The sequence below is a fragment of the Bacteroides sp. CACC 737 genome (assembly GCF_013874375.1).
GTDB classification, from domain to species: domain Bacteria; phylum Bacteroidota; class Bacteroidia; order Bacteroidales; family Bacteroidaceae; genus Bacteroides; species Bacteroides uniformis.
This window is the reverse complement of sequence record NZ_CP059408.1, coordinates 3973545-3992535: the sequence shown is the minus strand read 5'-3', so window position 1 is coordinate 3992535 and position 18991 is coordinate 3973545. Positions and strand designations below refer to the sequence as shown.

Below are 18991 nucleotides of genomic sequence, written 5' to 3'. Positions count from 1 at the left end.
GTCGTATCTTTGTACCAACGAGATTAGAAAATTATGCAAGATTATATCACCCAGTCCATCCAAGAAGGTATCAGGCTCAAAGAAAATATCCTGAACAACCGGCAAATGCTTGCCGACATTGAAACTGTCGGCAATCTGATAGTACAAGCCCTTCGACAAGGGCACAAAGTCTTGCTTTGCGGTAACGGCGGCAGTGCAGCCGATGCCCAGCATATCGCTGCCGAACTCGTCGGACGTTTCGTGACCGAACGGGAAGGCCTGCCCGCCATCGCCATGACAACCGACACTTCCATCCTGACCGCAGTCAGCAATGATTATGGCTTCGACCGCGTCTTCGAACGGCAGACAGCAGCCTTGGGAACGAAAGGTGATATTCTGATAGGCCTTTCTACCAGCGGCAACTCTCCCAACGTGGAGCATGCCTTGCAGAAGGCACAATCTATGGGCATCACCACCATAGGACTCCTGGGAAGGGATGGAGGAAGGTGCAAGGAACTTTGCAATTACCCGTTGATTATACAGCACGCCGAATCTGCCAGGATTCAAGAAGTGCACATAACTATCGGACATATCTTGTGCGGCATCGTTGACAATAAACTGTTCTCCCATGAATAAAGCGATTTTCCTTGATCGGGACGGTACCATCAATGTTGATTTCGGCTACGTTTATAAGACCCAAGAGCTTGAATTATTGCCCGGTGTAGCCGAAGCACTCCGTATTTTTCAGGAATTGGGTTATCTGCTGATTGTCATCACGAACCAATCCGGCATTGGACGTGGCTACTTTACGCTGGAGGACGCCGAACAGTTCAACCGGGCACTCGCCCAAGAGCTGGAAAAACATGGAGTTATACTGAACGATTTCTATACTTGCCCTCACGCTCCGGAAGAACATTGCGAATGCCGTAAGCCTTCTCCTTTCATGGTGACGGAAGCGATGAAGAAATATGAAATCGACCCATCCCAATCCTATATGTTCGGAGATAAGAAATCGGATACGGAATGCGGCGAAAGAAGTGGTGTCAAGTCCTTCCGGGTCACCTCTGAGCACTCACTTCTATATTGGGCCAACCAATTAAAAAACAACCTATTATGAATACAGAATTAAACAGTATAAAGGGAAAGAAGGTACTCGTTATCGGAGACGTGATGCTGGATACTTACCATATAGGGGACGTGAAAAGGATTTCTCCCGAAGCCCCCGTACCAGTGGTCCGTGTCACCCGCACCTACAATGTATTGGGAGGAGCGGCCAATGTTGCAAGAAATCTGTTGGGACTGGGTTGCTCGCCGTATGTCGTCAGCCTGCTTGGCAACGACCACAACGGAAACACAATGCAGGAGATGTTCGCTGATTTGGGTATCAGAAACGAACTGTTTTATACGGACCACCCGACCATCACCAAAACCCGCGTAATAGGCAACAGCCAGCAAGTAGTACGGCTGGACTTTGAAACAGAAAATGAATGCCTGAACGAAGAGACTGAGCAGAAATTGCTGGATGCCGTGAAGCGTGCACTCCCCGAAGTGGACATTGTCGTGATTTCGGATTATGGCAAGGGAGTATGCAATGATACAGTATGCCAGCAGGTTATATCCGCCTCTGCCGGGCAAGGGAAGAAGGTCATTATAGACCCCAAAGGGACAAATTGGGAGAAATACCGTTCCGCAACCATCATCACCCCCAATCTAAAAGAACTTTCAGCCGTTTCGGGAATGGATGTGAGAAATGAGGATAAAGAAATCCATAGCGCGGCAGACCGGATACTGAAGGAGTATAACCTTACTTCTCTATTAGTGACACGTTCCGAAAAAGGGATGTCATATATAGCTCCGGAAGTCTCACAAGACATTCCTACCGAAGCAAGGGAAGTATATGACGTTTCAGGTGCAGGCGATACTGTCGTGGCAACTTTAGCAGCTGCGCTGGCAGCCGGTATCCCTATTGCAGATGCCATTTATCTTGCCAATAAAGCGGCCGGCATTGTAGTCGGGAAAATAGGCACCAGCCCCATTCTGTTCAAAGAGTTGCAGGACGAGCTACAAATCGGGAAACCGGCCAGCAAACTTATTCCTATTCCCCAACTTGCAGATACTATAAAACAACTGCGTGCGCAGGAGCGCAAAATCGTATTCACAAACGGCTGCTTCGACATTCTGCACAAAGGACACGTGTGCTATCTGGAAAAGGCCAAAAGACTGGGGGACGTACTTATCGTAGGATTGAATTCGGACAGCTCAGTAAAACGTCTGAAAGGGGAATCGCGCCCCATCAATGATGAAAACGCCCGCTCCACAGTCCTGGCAGCCTTGGAAGCAGTGGACTACGTAGTGATTTTTACGGAAGACACCCCTCTGAATCTCATCAAGACAGTTGCACCGGACGTGTTGGTAAAAGGTGGCGACTATGCCATAGAAAACATTGTAGGCAGGGAGTACGCCCAAGAAACAGTAACTATCCCTTTCGTAGACGGTTATTCCACTACAAAGACGATAGGCGCCATCAACCAAGAGAAGCAATAATCTTTTCAGCGACTTGTTGGGGGGTAATATCCACCATACACTTCTGATAAACAGCCAGCTTGCATTTACCCCGTCCGTCTTTGGTGCACGGACGGCAAGGCAGGGCTGTTTCGAGTATTTCCACCGTAGGTCCCGTAGGGAAACCGAAGGCCGTAGGTCCCATCAAGGCAAAAGCAGGAACACGGAACAAATCAGCGGCATGCATAAAACCCGTATCAGCGCTGATTACCAGATTGGAACGCAACACTATGTAAGAAGATTCCATCAATGAGGTTTGTCCCGCAAGGTTAACTACCCGTTCCGGTGCAGCACTTCTGATTTCCTCACAGAAAGTATCCTTCGGACCAGCCAGAATAACAAATTTATACTCAGGAAGAAGGGCAACCAATTCTTTCCAATAGGAAACGGGCCAGCGTTTCATTTCCCAGTTGGCAGACGGCACCAGCGTAATCATATCTTTGGTTACAAAGTTCTCATACTTGCTACGTATTTCATCCGGGAAATGCCAGTCGTGATAGTTGTCCGGAAAATGCGTAATTCCCCATTTCTTCAATGGTTTCTGAAAAGACACCATCCCCCTGAAAGGCTTGTCGAAATGATTGATTCCCAGTTTAAACAACAAAAAGCGTTTGCCTCTCTCTTTGCTCCGCAAAGCAACGTAAGGTTTCACAAAAGGCAATGGAGATACTATCAGCTTCAATATGTTGGAACGGATATTACTATGAGCGTCATAAATGTAGTCGAAATGCTCTTTTCTCAAATCAGCCGCCATTTTCAACAACCCGGCAAGTCCGGTCTCCTTGTCAAACGCCCAGATTTTATCAATCCTGCCATCCATCGACAAGGTCCCCACCATATCTTTCCGGGTAATCCAATGAATTTCCACATCTGCAAACCGTTCACGTATTCCACCGATAATTCCCATACACTGGATAATATCCCCTATCGAACTGAAACGGATAATTAAGAATTTGGTCATAACAAATTTATTAGAATTGCTGATTCGGCACAAAAGTAATAACTTAATTCAAGTTTCGCAAATAGCGATATAGGCTAATCATACAATATAGAACATCAGCCTACACAAAACACAAACATAAAAATTCAATCCAAGTCCAAACTATTGTCTACAAGAAATCTAGAGGTATTATATATCACTCATAAAACAGTATATTTCACACCAATATTGTTTTTGCATATTATAAAATATAAATGTTTTCAAGTAATTATAATCAAAAACTCCATTTATATAAATATCTTTGTACTTATTTTCTCAATTAGCAAAAGATGACAGCTATAAAATCTCAAAACAGATTATTTTCAATCGTTATACCTACATGGAATAACCTTGCTTTCCTAAAACTATGCATACAAAGTATCCAAAGAAACTCTTACTACAATCACCAAATCATTGTACACGTAAACGATGGAAGTGACGGAACCTTAGAGTGGATAAAAAAAGCAGGTATTGATTACACACATTCTGAGCAGAATATCGGAGTATGTTTTGCTATGAATATGATGCGCACTAAAGTCAAAACTGATTATATTCTATTTTTGAATGATGATATGTATGTACTCCCTTTTTGGGACAAGGTTCTCTATGACGAAATAGAAAAACTGTCTGACAATTATTTCTTTCTTTCAGCTACATCAATACAACCACATACACAAAGCGCATCAACCATCTTAGCCAATTATGGAGACAGTATCGAAACTTTTCAAGAAGATAAATTACTGAAAGAATACATGAACTACAAAATAAACGACTGGATGGGAGCTACCATTCCTCCCAATATCGTACACCGGGACATTTGGGATTTAGTAGGCGGTTATAGTATAGAATACTCACCCGGAATGTACAGCGACCCAGATTTCACCGCAAAATTATATATGTGTGGAGTCAGATTCATGAAAGGGCTACAAGCCAGTCGCATCTATCATTTTGAAACAAAATCAACTACCCGCATACGCAAGAATTGTGGTCAAATGCAATTTCTATTAAAATGGGGCATGACTTCATCCACATTCCGCAAAGTTTTCACTTACAAAGGAAAAGATTTCAAATCCCAAAAGATAGGAACTTTCAAAACAGGAAATAGATTCAAAATAAGCCTAATACGCGGCCGCCTAAAAGCCATATTTTATTTATTAACCAAAGATTTCGGTCCCTTATGGAAATTTTGGAAAAAAACATTTGTCTAACATTTCCCTAAAAGAGCAAAATTATAAAATAGAATTGGAACTTTCTTGTGAAGAATAGGGCTTATCCAAATCCAAATAGTGGAAATTATGCTGTCTCTGCCCGCTTTGTTTCGGTATAACCATGTAGTCTCCATATTTTCGGGTCAGATAGGCGTCATAATCTTGTACTCCCCACACTGTTTCGCCCTCAAACGAAACGGGAGTCGGAGCTCCCAGCTCTGCCTTGGGCATAATACCGCGCATACCGTCGTCATAATCACAGACTAAAGAAGACTTGTCAAAGTCATAGGTGGTCATCACATTTCTGATACTCCTCTGTACGCCGGCAGTAGTAAAAAGTCTCCGGCACAGCAGCGGCAACCATGAGCCGGGACCTTTTCCATGTTTATAAGGGTCGCGGTAGATAAAATAGAGCACCCGCTTGTAAAATTCATACCGGGCAAAATGAATCCTCTGTTTCAGGTTGCTTTGCGGTACACCGTCCAATGGAAATACGTCCAAGTAGATACCTCCCAAGTATTTCAAATGCATACGCTCGATAAGAGTCGTATCCGCATCTTGTATCTTGGCAAAAGGTAATGGATAATTCGGATCATTTTCTGCGCAGACAGCCTCATAAGGCTTGGGAAGCCATTCCTTGGAATGAGACATCAACAAATCATAATCAGCCCTCGGCATACCGATATCCAAATCATCGTCCCAAGGGATAAATCCCTTATGACGGACTGCACCAAGCATAGTACCGGCCATTATATAATAGCGCAAACCATGTTCTTTACAAACTTTATCCACAGCAAGCAATATCTTCAAAATACGAAGCTGCAAAGGACGTATATCATAATCTGCCATAAAAATCAGCCCATTAATTAATAAAGTTGTGAAGGAATCAACCGCTGTGCTTGTTCAAAGTCATTCACCGTATCAAGCTCCACAGAAAAATATTCGGTAGTGTCAAGCGCATAGAAAGAGTGTCCTTGCGGTATGAGACGCTCAAAAGCACGTTCATAGAAGATATTATCCAAACCTTCTTTGGTAATCATAACCTCCAATTCCCGGAAAAGCGCTTCTGTATAAGCGGCAGACATCTTCTCGATGCCAATAGACTCGCCAATAGCTCGGGATATGGAGCACGTCTTACTGATTTCCAACACCTTGCCATCATTGTCCGCTATTACCTTGATTTCCTCTTCCCCCAATGTATGATGGTTCAGAGCCAACGCATCCGCTTGACCATATCCAAGCAACTTGGCTACAATCTGCGGGTCAAAAAGGATATCGCTGTCCAGCAACAGAATGTCCTCTTTATCTACATAAGGCCGTGTAAGCCATAAAGAGTAGATATTATTGGTAGAAGCATATTTCTCATTATAGATAAACGTAACCTCCAATGCCGGATAATGAGCTTCCAGAAAGTTCACAATCTGCTGCTGTCTATAACCGGTGACAATGACAAACTCCCGAAAGCCATTCTGCAGCAATGCATCAAAGGCTCTTTGCAGCAAACAACGCTCTCCAACTTTCAACAGACATTTTGGAGTGGTATCAGTCAACGGACGCAAACGCGAAGCTATCCCTGCAGCCAATATAACCGCTTTCATTGTAATGCAATTTTTTTAATGGTGTCAATGACAATACGGTTCTGTTCAGGACGCCCCAAGGTAATACGCAAATGGGTATTGATGTCTGGTTCATTCATGAACTTCACCTTATAATCCTCGTCGGCAAAAGCTTTCTGTAAGCGTTCTTTCAAGACAATCGGATATTTTATAAGGACAAAGTTCGCCACCGACTCATATACCTTGAAACCAGGCAACGTCCCTATCTCCGCTTCAAAGCAGGCGCGACTCTCATTCATCAGCCGTGCTATATTCCGGTAATGCGCATCCGATTTCAGTGCGGCAATAGCAATATCCTCAGAGATACGGTTATAACCCAGATATTTGTTGCTGTATTTGCCAAAGCTGGCCAACTCCTTACTCATAAACCCAAACCCCATGCGCAATCCGGGCAATCCGTAGAACTTGGAAAGCGTGCGTGAAATAATCAGGTTGGGATATTTATCAACCAGCATTTTAATATAGTCCGTATCAGTAGATACGAAAGAGGCATAGGCTTCGTCCACCAAAACGATGGTTGTTACGGGCAACTCAGCCAACAAAGCGTCCAATTCTGCGGGGGTCAGACCGTTACCGGTGGGATTATTGGGCGAAGCGATTAATAAGACCTTGGGATTCTCACGCTGTACCATCTCTTTCATGGCAGCGAAATCATATTTAAAGGTATTGCCATCCTCATACAATGGATACTGCAACGTATGCCCGTCCACTTCATCAGCAATGGATTTATAGTACCACCACGAGAATTTAGGAATGAGCATCGTCTTGTTCCCATCCTCTTGGGTCAGGAAATAGTGGACTGCTTGTTTCAATATATCTTCTCCACCATAACCCAACAGTACCTGCGGTTCATCAATTCCGTAAGATTCAGATAGATAAACAGACAGAATACTCTTCTTGCCTTCGTCGTAGATACGGGTATAGAAACAGAGTTTGTTTATATCAAAATTCTTTAGAGCCTCCACCACCTCTTGCGAAGGTGCGTAGTTAAACTCATTGCGGTCCAAATAATTCATATCTTAGGTTTCTTTTGTTAATACTTTCCGATAACACTCCATCGTCTCACGCGCCATCTGCTCCTCCGTGAAACGCTGTGCCCACTTCAGCCCCTCCTCAATCATGGTGGCACGCAAAGAAGGCTCTTGTGTACGGGCAATCGCTGCCGCCAATCCCTCCACATCATAGGGACGCACATACAATGAATGCTCCCCCCCCGCTTCTTCAAGACAAGAGCCGGTTGCTGCTACCACCGGAATGCCGGAATGCAAAGCCTCAAGAATAGGGATGCCAAAACCTTCGTAAACGGATGGGTATACAAAAGTCTCGGCCGACTGATAAATGGCAGGTAAATCGTCCGAAGGGATACCATGCAGAAAATGTACTCTGTCTTGCAATCCGGCTTTTGTCATAAACTCTTTCAGCTGATGGATATAGGCTGTGGGTCTCCCTACCAGAACAAAATGCAGTTCATCGGGCAGATACTCCAAAGCCTTCACAATGGCCAGCGCATTTTTACGCTCCTCAATGGTGCCCACCGACAAGATATAGCGTTCGGGCAACCGATAACTCCGCATCACCTCCTTGCGCTTATCCTTACCGACACGACAGGCATACAGAGAACTACACCCTTGGTAAATAACGGAAATTTTATCCGCAGGAATTCCATAATAATGTATGATGTCACGCTTGGTACACTCACTCACAGCAATGATGTGGTCTGCATGCTTGCATGCATAGCGGCATTTGTAGTTATAAATCAAGCGGTCGACCAACGAAAAACAATGTGAAAGTCTCAGGAAAATAAGGTCGTGAACAGTCACCACACTCTTTACTTCCCGTACCCGATGGATGGTCAGGGGAAGTTCGTTACTCAATCCGTGGAACAGCCGTATGTTGTCCCGTTTCAAAGTCCTGCGTATACCTCCCACGCGCCACAACGAAGTCATTCCTCTCCAGAGCCAATAAGATGGATAATGTACCGATACCGTTCCCCGGCTTTCGGCCACCATCGACGAGAGTTGCTGATTTTCACGGTGTACCGGAGCATACAACCAATACTCGTTTTCCGGAGCAAAGGCTGACAATGACTGCACCACATACCGGCTGTAATTGCCCAATCCCGTAAAATTCTGCACAGCCCGTTTTCCGTCGTATCCTATTCTCATCTCTAAAAAGTTTCAGCTGCAAATGTACAAGATAATCCTCATATAGCAGTCTATTTCGCTTTCCTTTTTTGACAAAAACACAAATTCACCTATAAAACATAAGATAGAGATGAGCAATCACTTGCTGTCTGTTACAAAAACCAAGTACGGAATCGGGCACATCCCCATTGTTCAATCCGTACTGGCCCATTGTTTTATCCTTCAAACACCTTATCTCCTTCCCGAAAACTACTTTATTCATCATCGGCCCACTGTTATGAACCAATTCAACCACACTAGTGAGCTGTTTAGTTCACTCAAGTGAACATCACGGCTCACTAACGTGGGCTGCTGAAGAATCCAAAAGTAAAACGAAAGAATGAAAAGGATGCAACAGAAGAAAGAAGGATGCGGAACGGAAGAAAACACGGGTGAGAGCAAAATTTACCCTCACCCTTTTCGATTGCTCTCACCCACCCCTGCAATGCCGATGAATAGGGAAGTTGAAGAAAAGAGTGAGAGCGGTGAGGGCAGAAATGCAAACTTAAAAACGGAAAGAGCCAAATTATTTTCCGGGCATTACTTAGCCACTTTGACGGATTAGTCGTATCTTCGCACGATGGAGAATCGTCGAAAAGAACAGCAGCATTATGAGAGTCATTGTTGACAACAAGATACCTTTTATTAAGGAAGCCATCGAAAAAATAGCCGACAGCGTGATTTATACTCCCGGCAGAGACTTCACTCCGGAGTTGGTAAAAGATGCCGATGCACTGATTATACGTACCCGCACCCGCTGCAACAAGGAATTGCTGGAAGGCAGTAAAGTCCGCTTCATTGCTACCGCCACCATAGGCTTCGACCATATAGATACGGAATATTGCCGTGAAGCAGGCATCGCTTGGACCAATGCCCCCGGATGCAATTCAGCATCCGTAGCTCAATACGTGCAATCAGCCTTACTATTATTGCAACAACTCAAAGGAGTACAACTGTCCGAATTGACATTAGGCATCATCGGCGTAGGCAATGTGGGTAGCAAAATAGCCCAAGTAGGGCAAGAACTAGGCATGCGTGTCCTGAAGAATGACCTGCCCCGGCAAGACAAGGAAGGAGAGAGCGATTTCAGTTCCTTGCAAGCACTCGCAGCAGAATGTGATATCCTCACCTTCCACGTACCTTTATATAAGGAAGGGCCATACAAAACATTCCATTTGGCAGACCATACTTTCTTCCGGTCATTAAAACGCTGTCCCGTCATTATCAATACCTCACGTGGAGAGGTGATTGAAACCAATGCGCTCCTGAATGCCTTAGAAGACGGACTGATTTCCGATGCCATCATTGATGTATGGGAGAATGAGCCTGATATCAATCTTACCTTATTAAATAGAGTGTTCCTTGGAACTCCCCATATAGCCGGTTATTCAGCCGACGGAAAAGCCAATGCCACCCGTATGTCCCTGGATGCCCTTTGCCGTTTCTTTCACATCAAAGCCGACTACCGCATCGCTCCCCCCCAACCCTGGAACCCGATTATTACCGCCGGCAGCCTGGCAGAAGCATATCTGCAAATGTATGACCCGAGAAGGGACAGCGAAGCACTGAAAACACATCCCGAACAATTTGAAAAATTGCGGGGAGACTACCCGCTACGAAGAGAAAAAGATGCTTACACTTATATCCCAAAGTAGCACATACATTTAGAGATACAGCCCGATAATACAAAAGACGTCACTATATAAGCTCCTCACGCCTTTACTATCAATGCCGAATCAGAGGAAACTATAGGCAAAACATTACAATATCAATGCAAAAAATACAGTTAGAGAAATCACTCAGTGAAGGATTTATTTTTTATGCAATTTCAACTCTGACGATTGCCATACAATTTCTGTTTTATCTGATTCACAGTCCCCGGCTCGCCATGATGGACGTGGGAGGCTGGATGTTTTATATAACGGCCGCTTGCTCACATGCCGCCTTGTGGGCACTTATTCCTTACATCATATCCTTAATCGTAGCCATTACCGTCCGGCGCCATCAAGCCGCCGCCATCACACACATTATTCTTGTATCATTACTCAATATACTTGCTTACATAGACGGCAGTGTGTACAGTCTTTACAAGTTCCATATCAATGGTTTTGTACTGAATCTCCTGGTTGGAGAGGGCAACAGTGAGATTTTCACATTCAGCTTCTGGCTTTATCTGAAGATTGCAGGAGTATTAGTGGGTATATTTGCCGCCAATACTTTGCTAAGAATACTTGCAGGCCATTGTTATACCCGCTTTCACCGCTGTGGCTTCCGTCCTGTACTTGCCACTCTGATTTTGTTTGCACTATTCTCTAACTTTTATCATGCCTATGCCGCCGTAGCGCAAAAGACTTCAGTGATTCGCAGCGCCCCCTGCCTGCCCTATTACTTCCCGCTTACGGCAACCCGCCTGATGATGAAGTTAGGAGTGGTCTCATCCAAGGATGTCATTAAAATGAACTTCAACAACAAAAAGCAGTCTGCTGACCTCAACTATCCGATAGATTCTTTGAAATACGAAGTCCATTCCAACCCCAAGAATGTAGTGCTGATAGCCATAGACTCATGGAACTACCGCGCCTTTAACCAGGACATTACACCTCATATCAGCCACTTTGCCGACAGTTGCAGCAGATTCACCTCCCATCTAAGCAGCAGCAATGGCACACGTGGAAGTATCTTCGGGCTTTTCTTCAGTCTCTCATCCATCTACTGGACCGATTTTGAGGTGTCGGGCATACAGCCCCTGCTCATAGAAGAACTATTGAAGCAGAATTATCAGATAGGTATTTATCCCAGTGCTACAATCGTCAACCCGCCATTTGCCAAAATACTTTTCTCAAAGGTACCCGACTTGCGTACCCATACCGAAGGAAAAACCGTTTATGACCGCGACTGCCGTATTACAGCAGATTATCTGCAAGCACTCGATACGCTGGGCAGCGGTACAAAACCTTTCTTTTCCTTTCTCTTCTATGATTTGGCACACGGATATGAAGTGCCGAAGGACAAGCTTTATCGTTTCCAACCGTCCTGGGAGTTCGCCGACTATATGAAACTGAACAACGACATAGACCCTACTCCTTTCCTGAACCTCTACTACAACTGCGTGGCGGAAGCCGACTCACTGGTGGGATGCGTCCTCCACAAACTTGAGGAAAAGAAACAGCTGGACAATACCCTGGTCATCATTACCGGAGACCATGGACAAGAATTCAATGAGAATCATAAAAATTATTGGGGTCACGGCAGTAATTATTCACCGGTACAAACACATATCCCCTTCCTATTATATGAACCGGGAGAACAGCCACATACTTACCATCACCGTACCACGCACTATGATTTTGCACCAACCTTAATGAATAAAGTGCTGGGTGTAACCAATCCGCCTTCCGATTACAGTATGGGGCATTTAATAACCGATACTTGTCCACGGAACTGGCATATCATGGGTGACCATCTCAATTATGCCTTTATCGTAGAAAATCATACTATTCTAGAAAAACACCCTTCCGGATATATAGAGATCAGTGACAGTGCATTGAATCCCCTGGAAAACTACAAGATAGACAACCGCAAGCTGAACGAAGCCATCCTCTCCCTTAACCGATTCTATAAATAACTGGGAGAGAGGCCTTCCACCAACTCCTCTATCACCTTCGGATAGTATTCATACTCCAGCCGGTGGATGCGTTGCGCCAGCTCCTCCGGCGTATCGCCCGGCAGTACGGGGCATTTCTGCTGACAGATAATTCCGCCTTCGTCATAATGCTCATTCGTATAATGGATGGTAATACCGCTTTCCTTTTCGCCGGAAGCAATCACTGCCTCGTGCACACGGTCGCCGTACATCCCCTTTCCGCCGAACTTGGGCAGCAACGAAGGATGTATATTTATCATTTTATTGGGATAAGCATGCAGAATATTGTCCGGCACACGTGCCAGGAATCCTGCCAATACCACAAAATCAATATCATACTCTCGAAGCGTCGACAAAATAAGCTCTCCACTTTCCCAATCGCTCTTGGCAAACCAGACACAAGGCACTCCCAGCCCCTTGGCACGCTCTAAAACGAACGCATTCTGCCGGTTAGTCAAAACCAGAGCCACACGTGCCGAACCTTTTTCCCGGAAATAACGGATGATATTCTCGGCATTCGTACCACTTCCCGACGCTAAAACTGCGATATTTTTTCCCATAATCCCTCCAATCACTGCACAAAACCGTGAAAAATGTGCAAAAAGGTGCATTTAATTCATCAAATATTTGCGAGGAATGATAAATATTCATTCCTTTGCACCGCAAATTTAAAGAAATAAAACTAATTATTAATTAAAAACTTAAAGTTATGTCTGAAATTGCATCAAGAGTGAAAGCGATTATCGTCGATAAATTAGGCGTAGAAGAATCAGAAGTTACTAACGAAGCTAGCTTCACTAACGACCTGGGAGCTGATTCTCTTGACACTGTAGAACTTATCATGGAATTCGAAAAGGAATTCGGTATCTCTATTCCCGATGACCAGGCTGAAAAGATTGGTACTGTAGGTGATGCTGTATCTTACATCGAAGAACACGCTAAGTAATCTTATCCATTCGTTTATAACATGGAATTAAAAAGAGTTGTAGTAACAGGTCTCGGCGCCATTACTCCCATTGGCAACAGTGTTCCCGAATTCTGGGAAAATCTTGTGAATGGGGTTAGTGGAGCAGGACCTATTACTCATTTCGATGCATCGCTTTTCAAGACTCAGTTTGCATGCGAAGTAAAAGGCTTCGATGCTACCAAATATATGGACCGCAAAGAGGCCCGCAAGATGGACTTGTACACACAATATGCCATTGCAGTAGCCAAAGAAGCGGTAGGTGACTCTGGGCTTGACGTCGAAAATGAGGATTTAAACAGAATCGGTGTCATCTTCGGCGCCGGTATCGGTGGCATCCGTACATTCGAAGAAGAGGCGGGCAACTATGCCCTGACCGGTAAGGAAAACGGCCCCAAATTCAATCCGTTCTTCATCCCCAAGATGATTTCGGACATTGCTGCCGGACAAATTTCCATCATGTATGGTTTCCATGGTCCCAACTACGCAACTTGTTCTGCATGTGCCACTTCCACAAATGCCATTGCCGATGCGTTTAACCTCATCCGTCTGGGTAAGGCCAATGCTATCGTAACCGGTGGTTCGGAAGCTGCCATCGCCGCTTGCGGTGTAGGCGGTTTCAATGCCATGCATGCATTGTCAACCCGCAATGATTCTCCCGAAACTGCATCCCGTCCGTTCAGCGCAAGCCGTGACGGATTCATCATGGGTGAAGGTGGCGGTTGTCTCGTTCTAGAGGAACTGGAACACGCCAAGGCACGCGGTGCCAAAATCTATGCGGAAGTTGCCGGCGTAGGAATGTCTGCCGACGCTCATCACCTGACAGCCTCTCACCCCGAAGGTTTGGGAGCCAAGTTAGTGATGTTGAATGCGTTGGAAGATGCAGAAATGAAACCCGAAGAAGTAGATTATATCAATGTTCACGGTACATCTACTCCCGTAGGTGATATTTCGGAAGCAAAAGCAATCAAAGAGGTATTCGGACAGCATGCGTATGAGTTGAACATCAGTTCAACAAAATCCATGACCGGTCATTTGCTGGGCGCTGCCGGTGCGGTAGAATCCATTGCAAGCATCCTCGCCATCAAGAATGGCATTGTTCCTCCGACCATCAACCACGAAGAGGGTGATAACGACGAAAACATCGACTATGACCTGAACTTCACGTTCAACAAAGCACAAAAGCGCGAAGTGAACGTAGCTTTGTCCAATACTTTTGGATTCGGTGGTCATAATGCGTGTGTCATTTTCAAGAAATACGCAGAATAATAAGGTCGTGTTACGTAACCAAATAGATAAAATAAGGCTCTTGTTCCGCAAGGATAGAGAGTCTTATTTTTGTTTTTACAGAATTCTCGGCTTCTTTCCACGTGACATCAAGGTCTATCAGCAGGCTTTGCTGCATAAATCCATCTCCATGCGCTCCGAAAAAGGACGTCCCATCAACAACGAACGGCTGGAATTCTTGGGCGATGCTATCCTCGACGCCATTGTAGGAGATATTGTCTACCGCCATTTCGAAGGACGCCGCGAAGGTTTCCTCACCAACACCCGTTCCAAAATTGTACAGCGGGAAACACTCAACAAACTGGCCGTGGAAATCGGACTGGACAAACTGGTGAAATACTCCACCCGCTCCTCGTCCCACAACAGCTATATGTACGGCAATGCATTCGAAGCCTTCATTGGAGCCATTTATCTGGACCAGGGCTACGACCGCTGCAAGCAGTTCATGGAAGAGAAGATTTTCAAAAACTATATCGACCTCGACAAGATGTCTCGCAAAGAGGTCAACTTCAAGTCAAAACTCATCGAATGGAGCCAGAAGAACAAAATGGAAGTGTCATTCGAGCTTATCGAACAGTTTCTCGACGAAGAATACAATCCGATGTTCCACACCGAAGTCCGCATCGAAGGGATATCGGCAGGCACCGGCACCGGTTATTCCAAGAAGGAGTCGCAACAAAATGCGGCACAAATGGCATTGAAAAAAATTAAGGATGCCGCTTTCAAGGAGGAAGTCCAGGCAGCCAAAGAGCGAAACCATTCAACAGAAACCGCCACAGAAGATAATCCCATGGCAGAAGCTGTTGAAAAATCCTCACAAGAAAGATTAGCCGAAACAGATTCCCATCCGACGTCCTTGGACAACTAAGTCATTGTCTTCCGTCACCAGCTTTAACTTACCCGCAATCTCCTCCAGCGGTGCAGAAGCTATTTCATTTCCCTTTAAGGTAATCATCCGCCCGAACTGCCCGTTGGCAATCAATTCCGTGGCATGTCCGCCCATACGTGTGGAAAGATTACGGTCGAAAGGTGTGGGTGAGCCGCCACGCTGGATATATCCCAACACAGTCTCGCGGGTCTCAATACCCGTCTCATACTCTATCTCTTGAGCGATGTACTCGGCGGCACGCTTCCGCCCGTCCGTCTGTATGCCTTCGGCCACCACCACGATGGAGTAAGGCTTTCCTTTCTTCAGCCGATTCAGAATCGTCTCTCCGATACGGTGGATATTATAGGGAATCTCCGGAATCAGAATCACGTCACCACCGCCCGCCATACCGGAGTATAAGGCTATCCAACCTGCCTTGTGCCCCATCACCTCAATCACCATCACCCGTTTGTGCGAGCTGGCCGTGCTGTGCAGCCGGTCGATGGCATCCGTAGCAATACTGACGGCAGAATCGAATCCGAAGGAAAAATCGGTTCCCCAAATGTCATTGTCTATTGTTTTTGGCACGGATACGATGTTCAGCCCCATAGCGGAGAGTTTGGCGGCTGTCTTCTGCGTACCGTTTCCACCGATGCAGACCACACAATCAAGTCCCATCTCTTTGATATTCCGCACTATCAGTGCCGGTTTGTCCACGTCGGACATCACGCCGTTCTTCTTAAAGGGCTTCTCACGCGAAGTACCGAGCATCGTACCTCCCAAGTTCAGCAAACCGGATAAGGACTTTTCGGTAAACGACTCCACATCCTTGGTCAGCAGCCCCTGAAAACCGCTGTGAATGCCAATTACTTCCATTCCATAATGGTTGATAGCTGTTTTGCATACACCGCGAATGGTAGCGTTGATGCCAGGACAGTCGCCCCCTGAAGTCAAAATACCTATTCTCATGATATTTTTGTTTGAATTATTGTTCTATAGGTCCGTAAAGATAGAAAAAAAAGAGAAAAAAGATAGAGATGCCGATAAATAAGATTACTTTTGCGGTTTAAAATAAGATTTCACAAAGAACGATGAATATTACAAAGTTTCTGAATAAGGTATATTTTGCTCCCCGTCTGAAAGAAATCGAACAATACACCAGCCATGCAGGTGAATTGCAACAGCTTGTATTGCAGCGTCTCATCCGGACAGCGGCAAATACGGAATGGGGAAAGAAGTATGACTATACCTCTATCCGTACTTATGAAGATTTCAAGAAGCGCCTTCCCATACAAACTTACGAAGAAGTAAAGCCTTATGTAACCCGCCTGCGTGCCGGTGAGCAGAATCTGCTTTGGCCTTCGGAAATACGTTGGTTTGCCAAATCATCGGGTACCACCAACGACAAGAGCAAGTTCCTGCCCGTCAGCCGGGAGTCCTTGCACGACACGCATTACAAGGGAGGCCGGGATGCCGTTGCCATCTATCTGGGACAGAATCCCGAAAGTCGTTTCTTTTCCGGTAAAGGGCTTATCCTTGGAGGCAGCCACGCTCCCAACCTGAACACCAACCACAGTCTTGTAGGCGACCTCTCCGCCATCCTCATAGAAAATATCAACCCGCTGGTAAACTTTGTCCGCGTACCCAGCAAGCAGACGGCCCTAATGGAGCACTTCGAGCCCAAAATGGAGGCCATCGCCCGCGAAACCATCCATGCAAACGTCAGCAACCTTTCCGGTGTACCGTCCTGGATGCTTGTACTCATCAAACATATATTGGAAAAGACAGGAAAGCAGAGCCTTGAGGAGATATGGCCCAATCTGGAGGTGTTCTTCCACGGCGGCGTTGCCTTCACTCCTTACCGCGAGCAATACAAAGACGTGGTCCGCAGCAGCAAGATGCATTATGTAGAGACTTACAATGCATCCGAAGGCTACTTCGGAACTCAGAACGACCCTACCGATCCTGCCATGTTACTGATGATTGACTACGGTATATTTTACGAGTTCATCCCGCTGGAAGATGTAGGCAAGGAGAATCCGCGTACCTTCTGCCTCGAAGAGGTGGAACTGAACAAGAACTACGCCATGGTAATCTCCACTTCTGCCGGTTTATGGCGATATATGATTGGGGATACAGTGAAGTTTACATCGAAGAATCCCTATAAGTTCGTCATCACCGGACGTACCAAGCACTTTATCAACGCATTCGGCGAGGAGCTGATTGTGGACAATGCGGAAAGAGGACTTGCCAGAGCATGTGCCGAAACCGATGCACGGGTCATAGATTATTCTGCCGCCCCAGTCTTTATGGACCGGAATGCTAAATGCCGCCACCAGTGGCTGATAGAATTTGCACAAATGCCGGACAGCCTGGAGAAGTTCGCCAAAGTATTGGACGACACCCTGAAAGAGGTAAACTCCGACTATGAAGCTAAAAGACAGAATAACCTGGCACTGCAACCACTGGAAATCATCGTCGCCCGTCCCAACCTCTTCCACGATTGGCTGGATAGCAAGGGGAAACTCGGTGGACAACATAAAGTACCCCGACTCAGCAACACAAGGGAATACATAGAAGAAATGCTGAAGCTTAATAAATAACAAAATATAAAAGCAGATTTTATCACAAAATAATTCCACCGCCCAGCAGCAGACCGCTTTCATCATAAAAAGCCGCTGCCTGCCCTGGCGCAATAGATTCGAGCGGCTCTATCAAGCGGACATGCAGTAGTCCCTCCACTGTAAGACTTACCTTGCAGTGGTTTGCCTGCTTACGGTAGCGTATCTTCACAATAACCTCGTCTGCACCCAGCACGCGGCTGTTCTCCACCAGGTTCCACTCTCCCAGCCACATTTCCTGCTTGTAGAGGGAAGATAGTGGAGCAAGAACAACTTCATTGCTTTCCACTCTTGTCTCTTTCACAAAAACAGCCTTGTTCAGATGGATACCTAAGCCCCTACGTTGCCCTACGGTATAAAACGGATAACCCTCATGCCATCCCAAGAAATCCCCCTTTTCATCGACGAATCTACCTTTACCGGATAATAGTGTTTCAGGAACCTCACGCTTCAAAAAGGAACGGTAATCCAAAGGGCAAAAGCACACCCCCATACTGTCTTTCTTTGCAGCCACTTGCTCGAAACCACGCTCCGCCGCATACGAGCGCGCCTCATTTTTCGTAATATCTCCCATCGGAAGCAACATACGCTGCAGGATGTCCTGCTTCAATCCCCATAGAAAGAAAGTCTGGTCTTTGTCCTTATCCGCGGCAGGAGCTATATAATACTTTGCTCCGGACAAGACCTTGCGCACATAATGTCCGGTAGAAATCCAATAAATTCCCTTTTCATCGGCTATTTTAGCCAACAGCACCCACTTCAGCTCATTATTGCAGACCGTGCAAGGAACGGGAGTGCGCCCCCTTAGATACTCTTCCACAAAATAGCGGATAATACGCGAACGGAAAAGCTCGCGTGCATCATAGGTAATGTGTTTCATCCCCAGCTTCAGGGCCAAAGCCCGTGCATCTTCCAGATACCCAGTCTCATCTCCTGCCTCATAGAAACGGAAAGTCACGCCAGTCACCTCATAACCGGCTTCCTGCAACCTCATGGCGGCCACGGAGCTATCCGTGCCGCCACTCATGCCAAGCAATACACGTTTATCTGACTTCATGGATACAAAAGTAATAAACGAAGG

The 18991-nt window shown here is 45.8% G+C and carries 19 protein-coding genes; 11 read left to right on the top strand and 8 right to left on the bottom strand.

Annotation, left to right across the window (positions count from 1 at the left end; all coding sequences use genetic code 11):
- The first annotated feature begins 33 nt into the window (after positions 1–33).
- From gmhA to hldE, 3 genes are read left to right on the top strand one after another with little or no spacing between them, the layout of a single operon-like run.
- Positions 34–615, top strand: coding sequence for a D-sedoheptulose 7-phosphate isomerase (gene gmhA / locus H1A11_RS16545; RefSeq protein ID WP_008662056.1), 582 nt, complete (start codon positions 34–36; stop codon positions 613–615).
- Positions 608–1096, top strand: coding sequence for a D-glycero-beta-D-manno-heptose 1,7-bisphosphate 7-phosphatase (locus H1A11_RS16540; RefSeq protein ID WP_016272073.1), 489 nt, complete (start codon positions 608–610; stop codon positions 1094–1096). The genes gmhA and H1A11_RS16540 overlap by 8 nt, the downstream gene beginning before the upstream one ends.
- The gene (gene hldE / locus H1A11_RS16535) at positions 1093–2523 is read left to right on the top strand and encodes a bifunctional D-glycero-beta-D-manno-heptose-7-phosphate kinase/D-glycero-beta-D-manno-heptose 1-phosphate adenylyltransferase HldE (protein ID WP_119961740.1); all 1431 of its coding nucleotides are present in this window, start codon (positions 1093–1095) and stop codon (positions 2521–2523) included. The genes H1A11_RS16540 and hldE overlap by 4 nt, the downstream gene beginning before the upstream one ends.
- Here the strand turns inward: hldE and H1A11_RS16530 are convergent.
- Positions 2504–3502 carry a glycosyltransferase family 9 protein gene (locus tag H1A11_RS16530; protein WP_005833792.1) on the bottom strand — a complete coding sequence of 333 codons (999 nt, stop codon included), beginning with the start codon at positions 3500–3502 and terminating at the stop codon, positions 2504–2506. The genes hldE and H1A11_RS16530 overlap by 20 nt on opposite strands.
- Before the next feature lie 308 nt (positions 3503–3810).
- Between H1A11_RS16530 and H1A11_RS16525 the strand changes: the two genes are divergently transcribed.
- On the top strand, positions 3811–4728 hold the full coding sequence (locus H1A11_RS16525) for a glycosyltransferase family 2 protein (RefSeq protein ID WP_005825959.1): 918 nt from the start codon (positions 3811–3813) through the stop codon (positions 4726–4728).
- A 21-nt stretch (positions 4729–4749) separates the two neighbouring features.
- Here the strand turns inward: H1A11_RS16525 and H1A11_RS16520 are convergent, their stop codons facing one another.
- From H1A11_RS16520 to H1A11_RS16505, 4 genes are read right to left on the bottom strand one after another with little or no spacing between them, the layout of a single operon-like run.
- Positions 4750–5577 (bottom strand): phosphorylcholine transferase LicD, encoded by an 828-nt coding sequence (locus tag H1A11_RS16520; RefSeq protein WP_005833794.1) that lies wholly within the window; start codon positions 5575–5577, stop codon positions 4750–4752.
- Positions 5578–5594: 17 nt separating this feature from the next.
- Positions 5595–6326 (bottom strand): NTP transferase domain-containing protein, encoded by a 732-nt coding sequence (locus H1A11_RS16515; protein WP_005825963.1) that lies wholly within the window; start codon positions 6324–6326, stop codon positions 5595–5597.
- Entirely contained in the window at positions 6323–7360 is a 1038-nt protein-coding gene (locus H1A11_RS16510) for a histidinol-phosphate transaminase (RefSeq protein ID WP_005825966.1), read from the bottom strand. Before H1A11_RS16510 ends, H1A11_RS16515 begins: the two co-directional genes overlap by 4 nt.
- Positions 7361–7363: 3 nt before the next feature.
- Positions 7364–8509, bottom strand: a complete 1146-nt coding sequence (locus H1A11_RS16505; RefSeq protein ID WP_005825968.1) for a glycosyltransferase family 1 protein — start codon at positions 8507–8509, stop codon at positions 7364–7366.
- A 367-nt stretch (positions 8510–8876) separates the two neighbouring features.
- Here H1A11_RS16505 and H1A11_RS16500 point away from each other — a divergent pair, with 367 nt between their 5' ends.
- The 3 genes from H1A11_RS16500 (at position 8877) to H1A11_RS16490 (ending at position 12152) form a co-directional block, all read left to right on the top strand.
- Entirely contained in the window at positions 8877–9092 is a 216-nt protein-coding gene (locus H1A11_RS16500) for a hypothetical protein (protein ID WP_117866436.1), read from the top strand.
- Between the two features lie 46 nt (positions 9093–9138).
- Positions 9139–10182 (top strand): 4-phosphoerythronate dehydrogenase PdxB, encoded by a 1044-nt coding sequence (gene pdxB / locus H1A11_RS16495; protein WP_181757464.1) that lies wholly within the window; start codon positions 9139–9141, stop codon positions 10180–10182.
- 116 nt (positions 10183–10298) lie between these two features.
- Positions 10299–12152, top strand: a complete 1854-nt coding sequence (locus tag H1A11_RS16490; RefSeq protein ID WP_181757463.1) for a sulfatase-like hydrolase/transferase — start codon at positions 10299–10301, stop codon at positions 12150–12152.
- Here H1A11_RS16490 and purN read toward each other — a convergent pair.
- Positions 12143–12730 carry a phosphoribosylglycinamide formyltransferase gene (gene purN, locus H1A11_RS16485; protein ID WP_117599821.1) on the bottom strand — a complete coding sequence of 196 codons (588 nt, stop codon included), beginning with the start codon at positions 12728–12730 and terminating at the stop codon, positions 12143–12145. The genes H1A11_RS16490 and purN overlap by 10 nt on opposite strands.
- 149 nt (positions 12731–12879) lie before the next feature.
- On the opposite strand from purN, the gene H1A11_RS16480 reads away from it, so the two are divergent.
- Genes H1A11_RS16480 through rnc form a run of 3 tightly spaced genes read left to right on the top strand, consistent with a single transcriptional unit; the run spans position 12880 to position 15289 of the window.
- Positions 12880–13116: an acyl carrier protein gene (locus tag H1A11_RS16480; RefSeq protein WP_004291965.1), complete on the top strand. Its 237-nt coding sequence runs from the start codon at positions 12880–12882 to the stop codon at positions 13114–13116.
- Between the two features lie 21 nt (positions 13117–13137).
- Positions 13138–14403, top strand: a complete 1266-nt coding sequence (gene fabF, locus H1A11_RS16475; RefSeq protein WP_117599822.1) for a beta-ketoacyl-ACP synthase II — start codon at positions 13138–13140, stop codon at positions 14401–14403.
- A 7-nt stretch (positions 14404–14410) separates the two neighbouring features.
- On the top strand, positions 14411–15289 hold the full coding sequence (rnc, locus tag H1A11_RS16470) for a ribonuclease III (protein WP_226791290.1): 879 nt from the start codon (positions 14411–14413) through the stop codon (positions 15287–15289).
- On the opposite strand, the gene H1A11_RS16465 is transcribed toward rnc, so the two are convergent.
- Positions 15248–16258 carry an ATP-dependent 6-phosphofructokinase gene (locus H1A11_RS16465; protein WP_035447667.1) on the bottom strand — a complete coding sequence of 337 codons (1011 nt, stop codon included), beginning with the start codon at positions 16256–16258 and terminating at the stop codon, positions 15248–15250. The genes rnc and H1A11_RS16465 overlap by 42 nt on opposite strands.
- 122 nt (positions 16259–16380) lie before the next feature.
- Between H1A11_RS16465 and H1A11_RS16460 the strand changes: the two genes are divergently transcribed.
- A complete protein-coding gene (locus H1A11_RS16460) occupies positions 16381–17892 on the top strand; it encodes a GH3 auxin-responsive promoter family protein (RefSeq protein ID WP_117599824.1) in 1512 nt (503 codons plus the stop codon).
- Positions 17893–17914: 22 nt separating this feature from the next.
- Here H1A11_RS16460 and mnmA read toward each other — a convergent pair whose 3' ends face one another.
- On the bottom strand, positions 17915–18967 hold the full coding sequence (gene mnmA / locus H1A11_RS16455; RefSeq protein ID WP_117599825.1) for a tRNA 2-thiouridine(34) synthase MnmA: 1053 nt from the start codon (positions 18965–18967) through the stop codon (positions 17915–17917).
- Positions 18968–18991 lie beyond the last annotated feature (24 nt).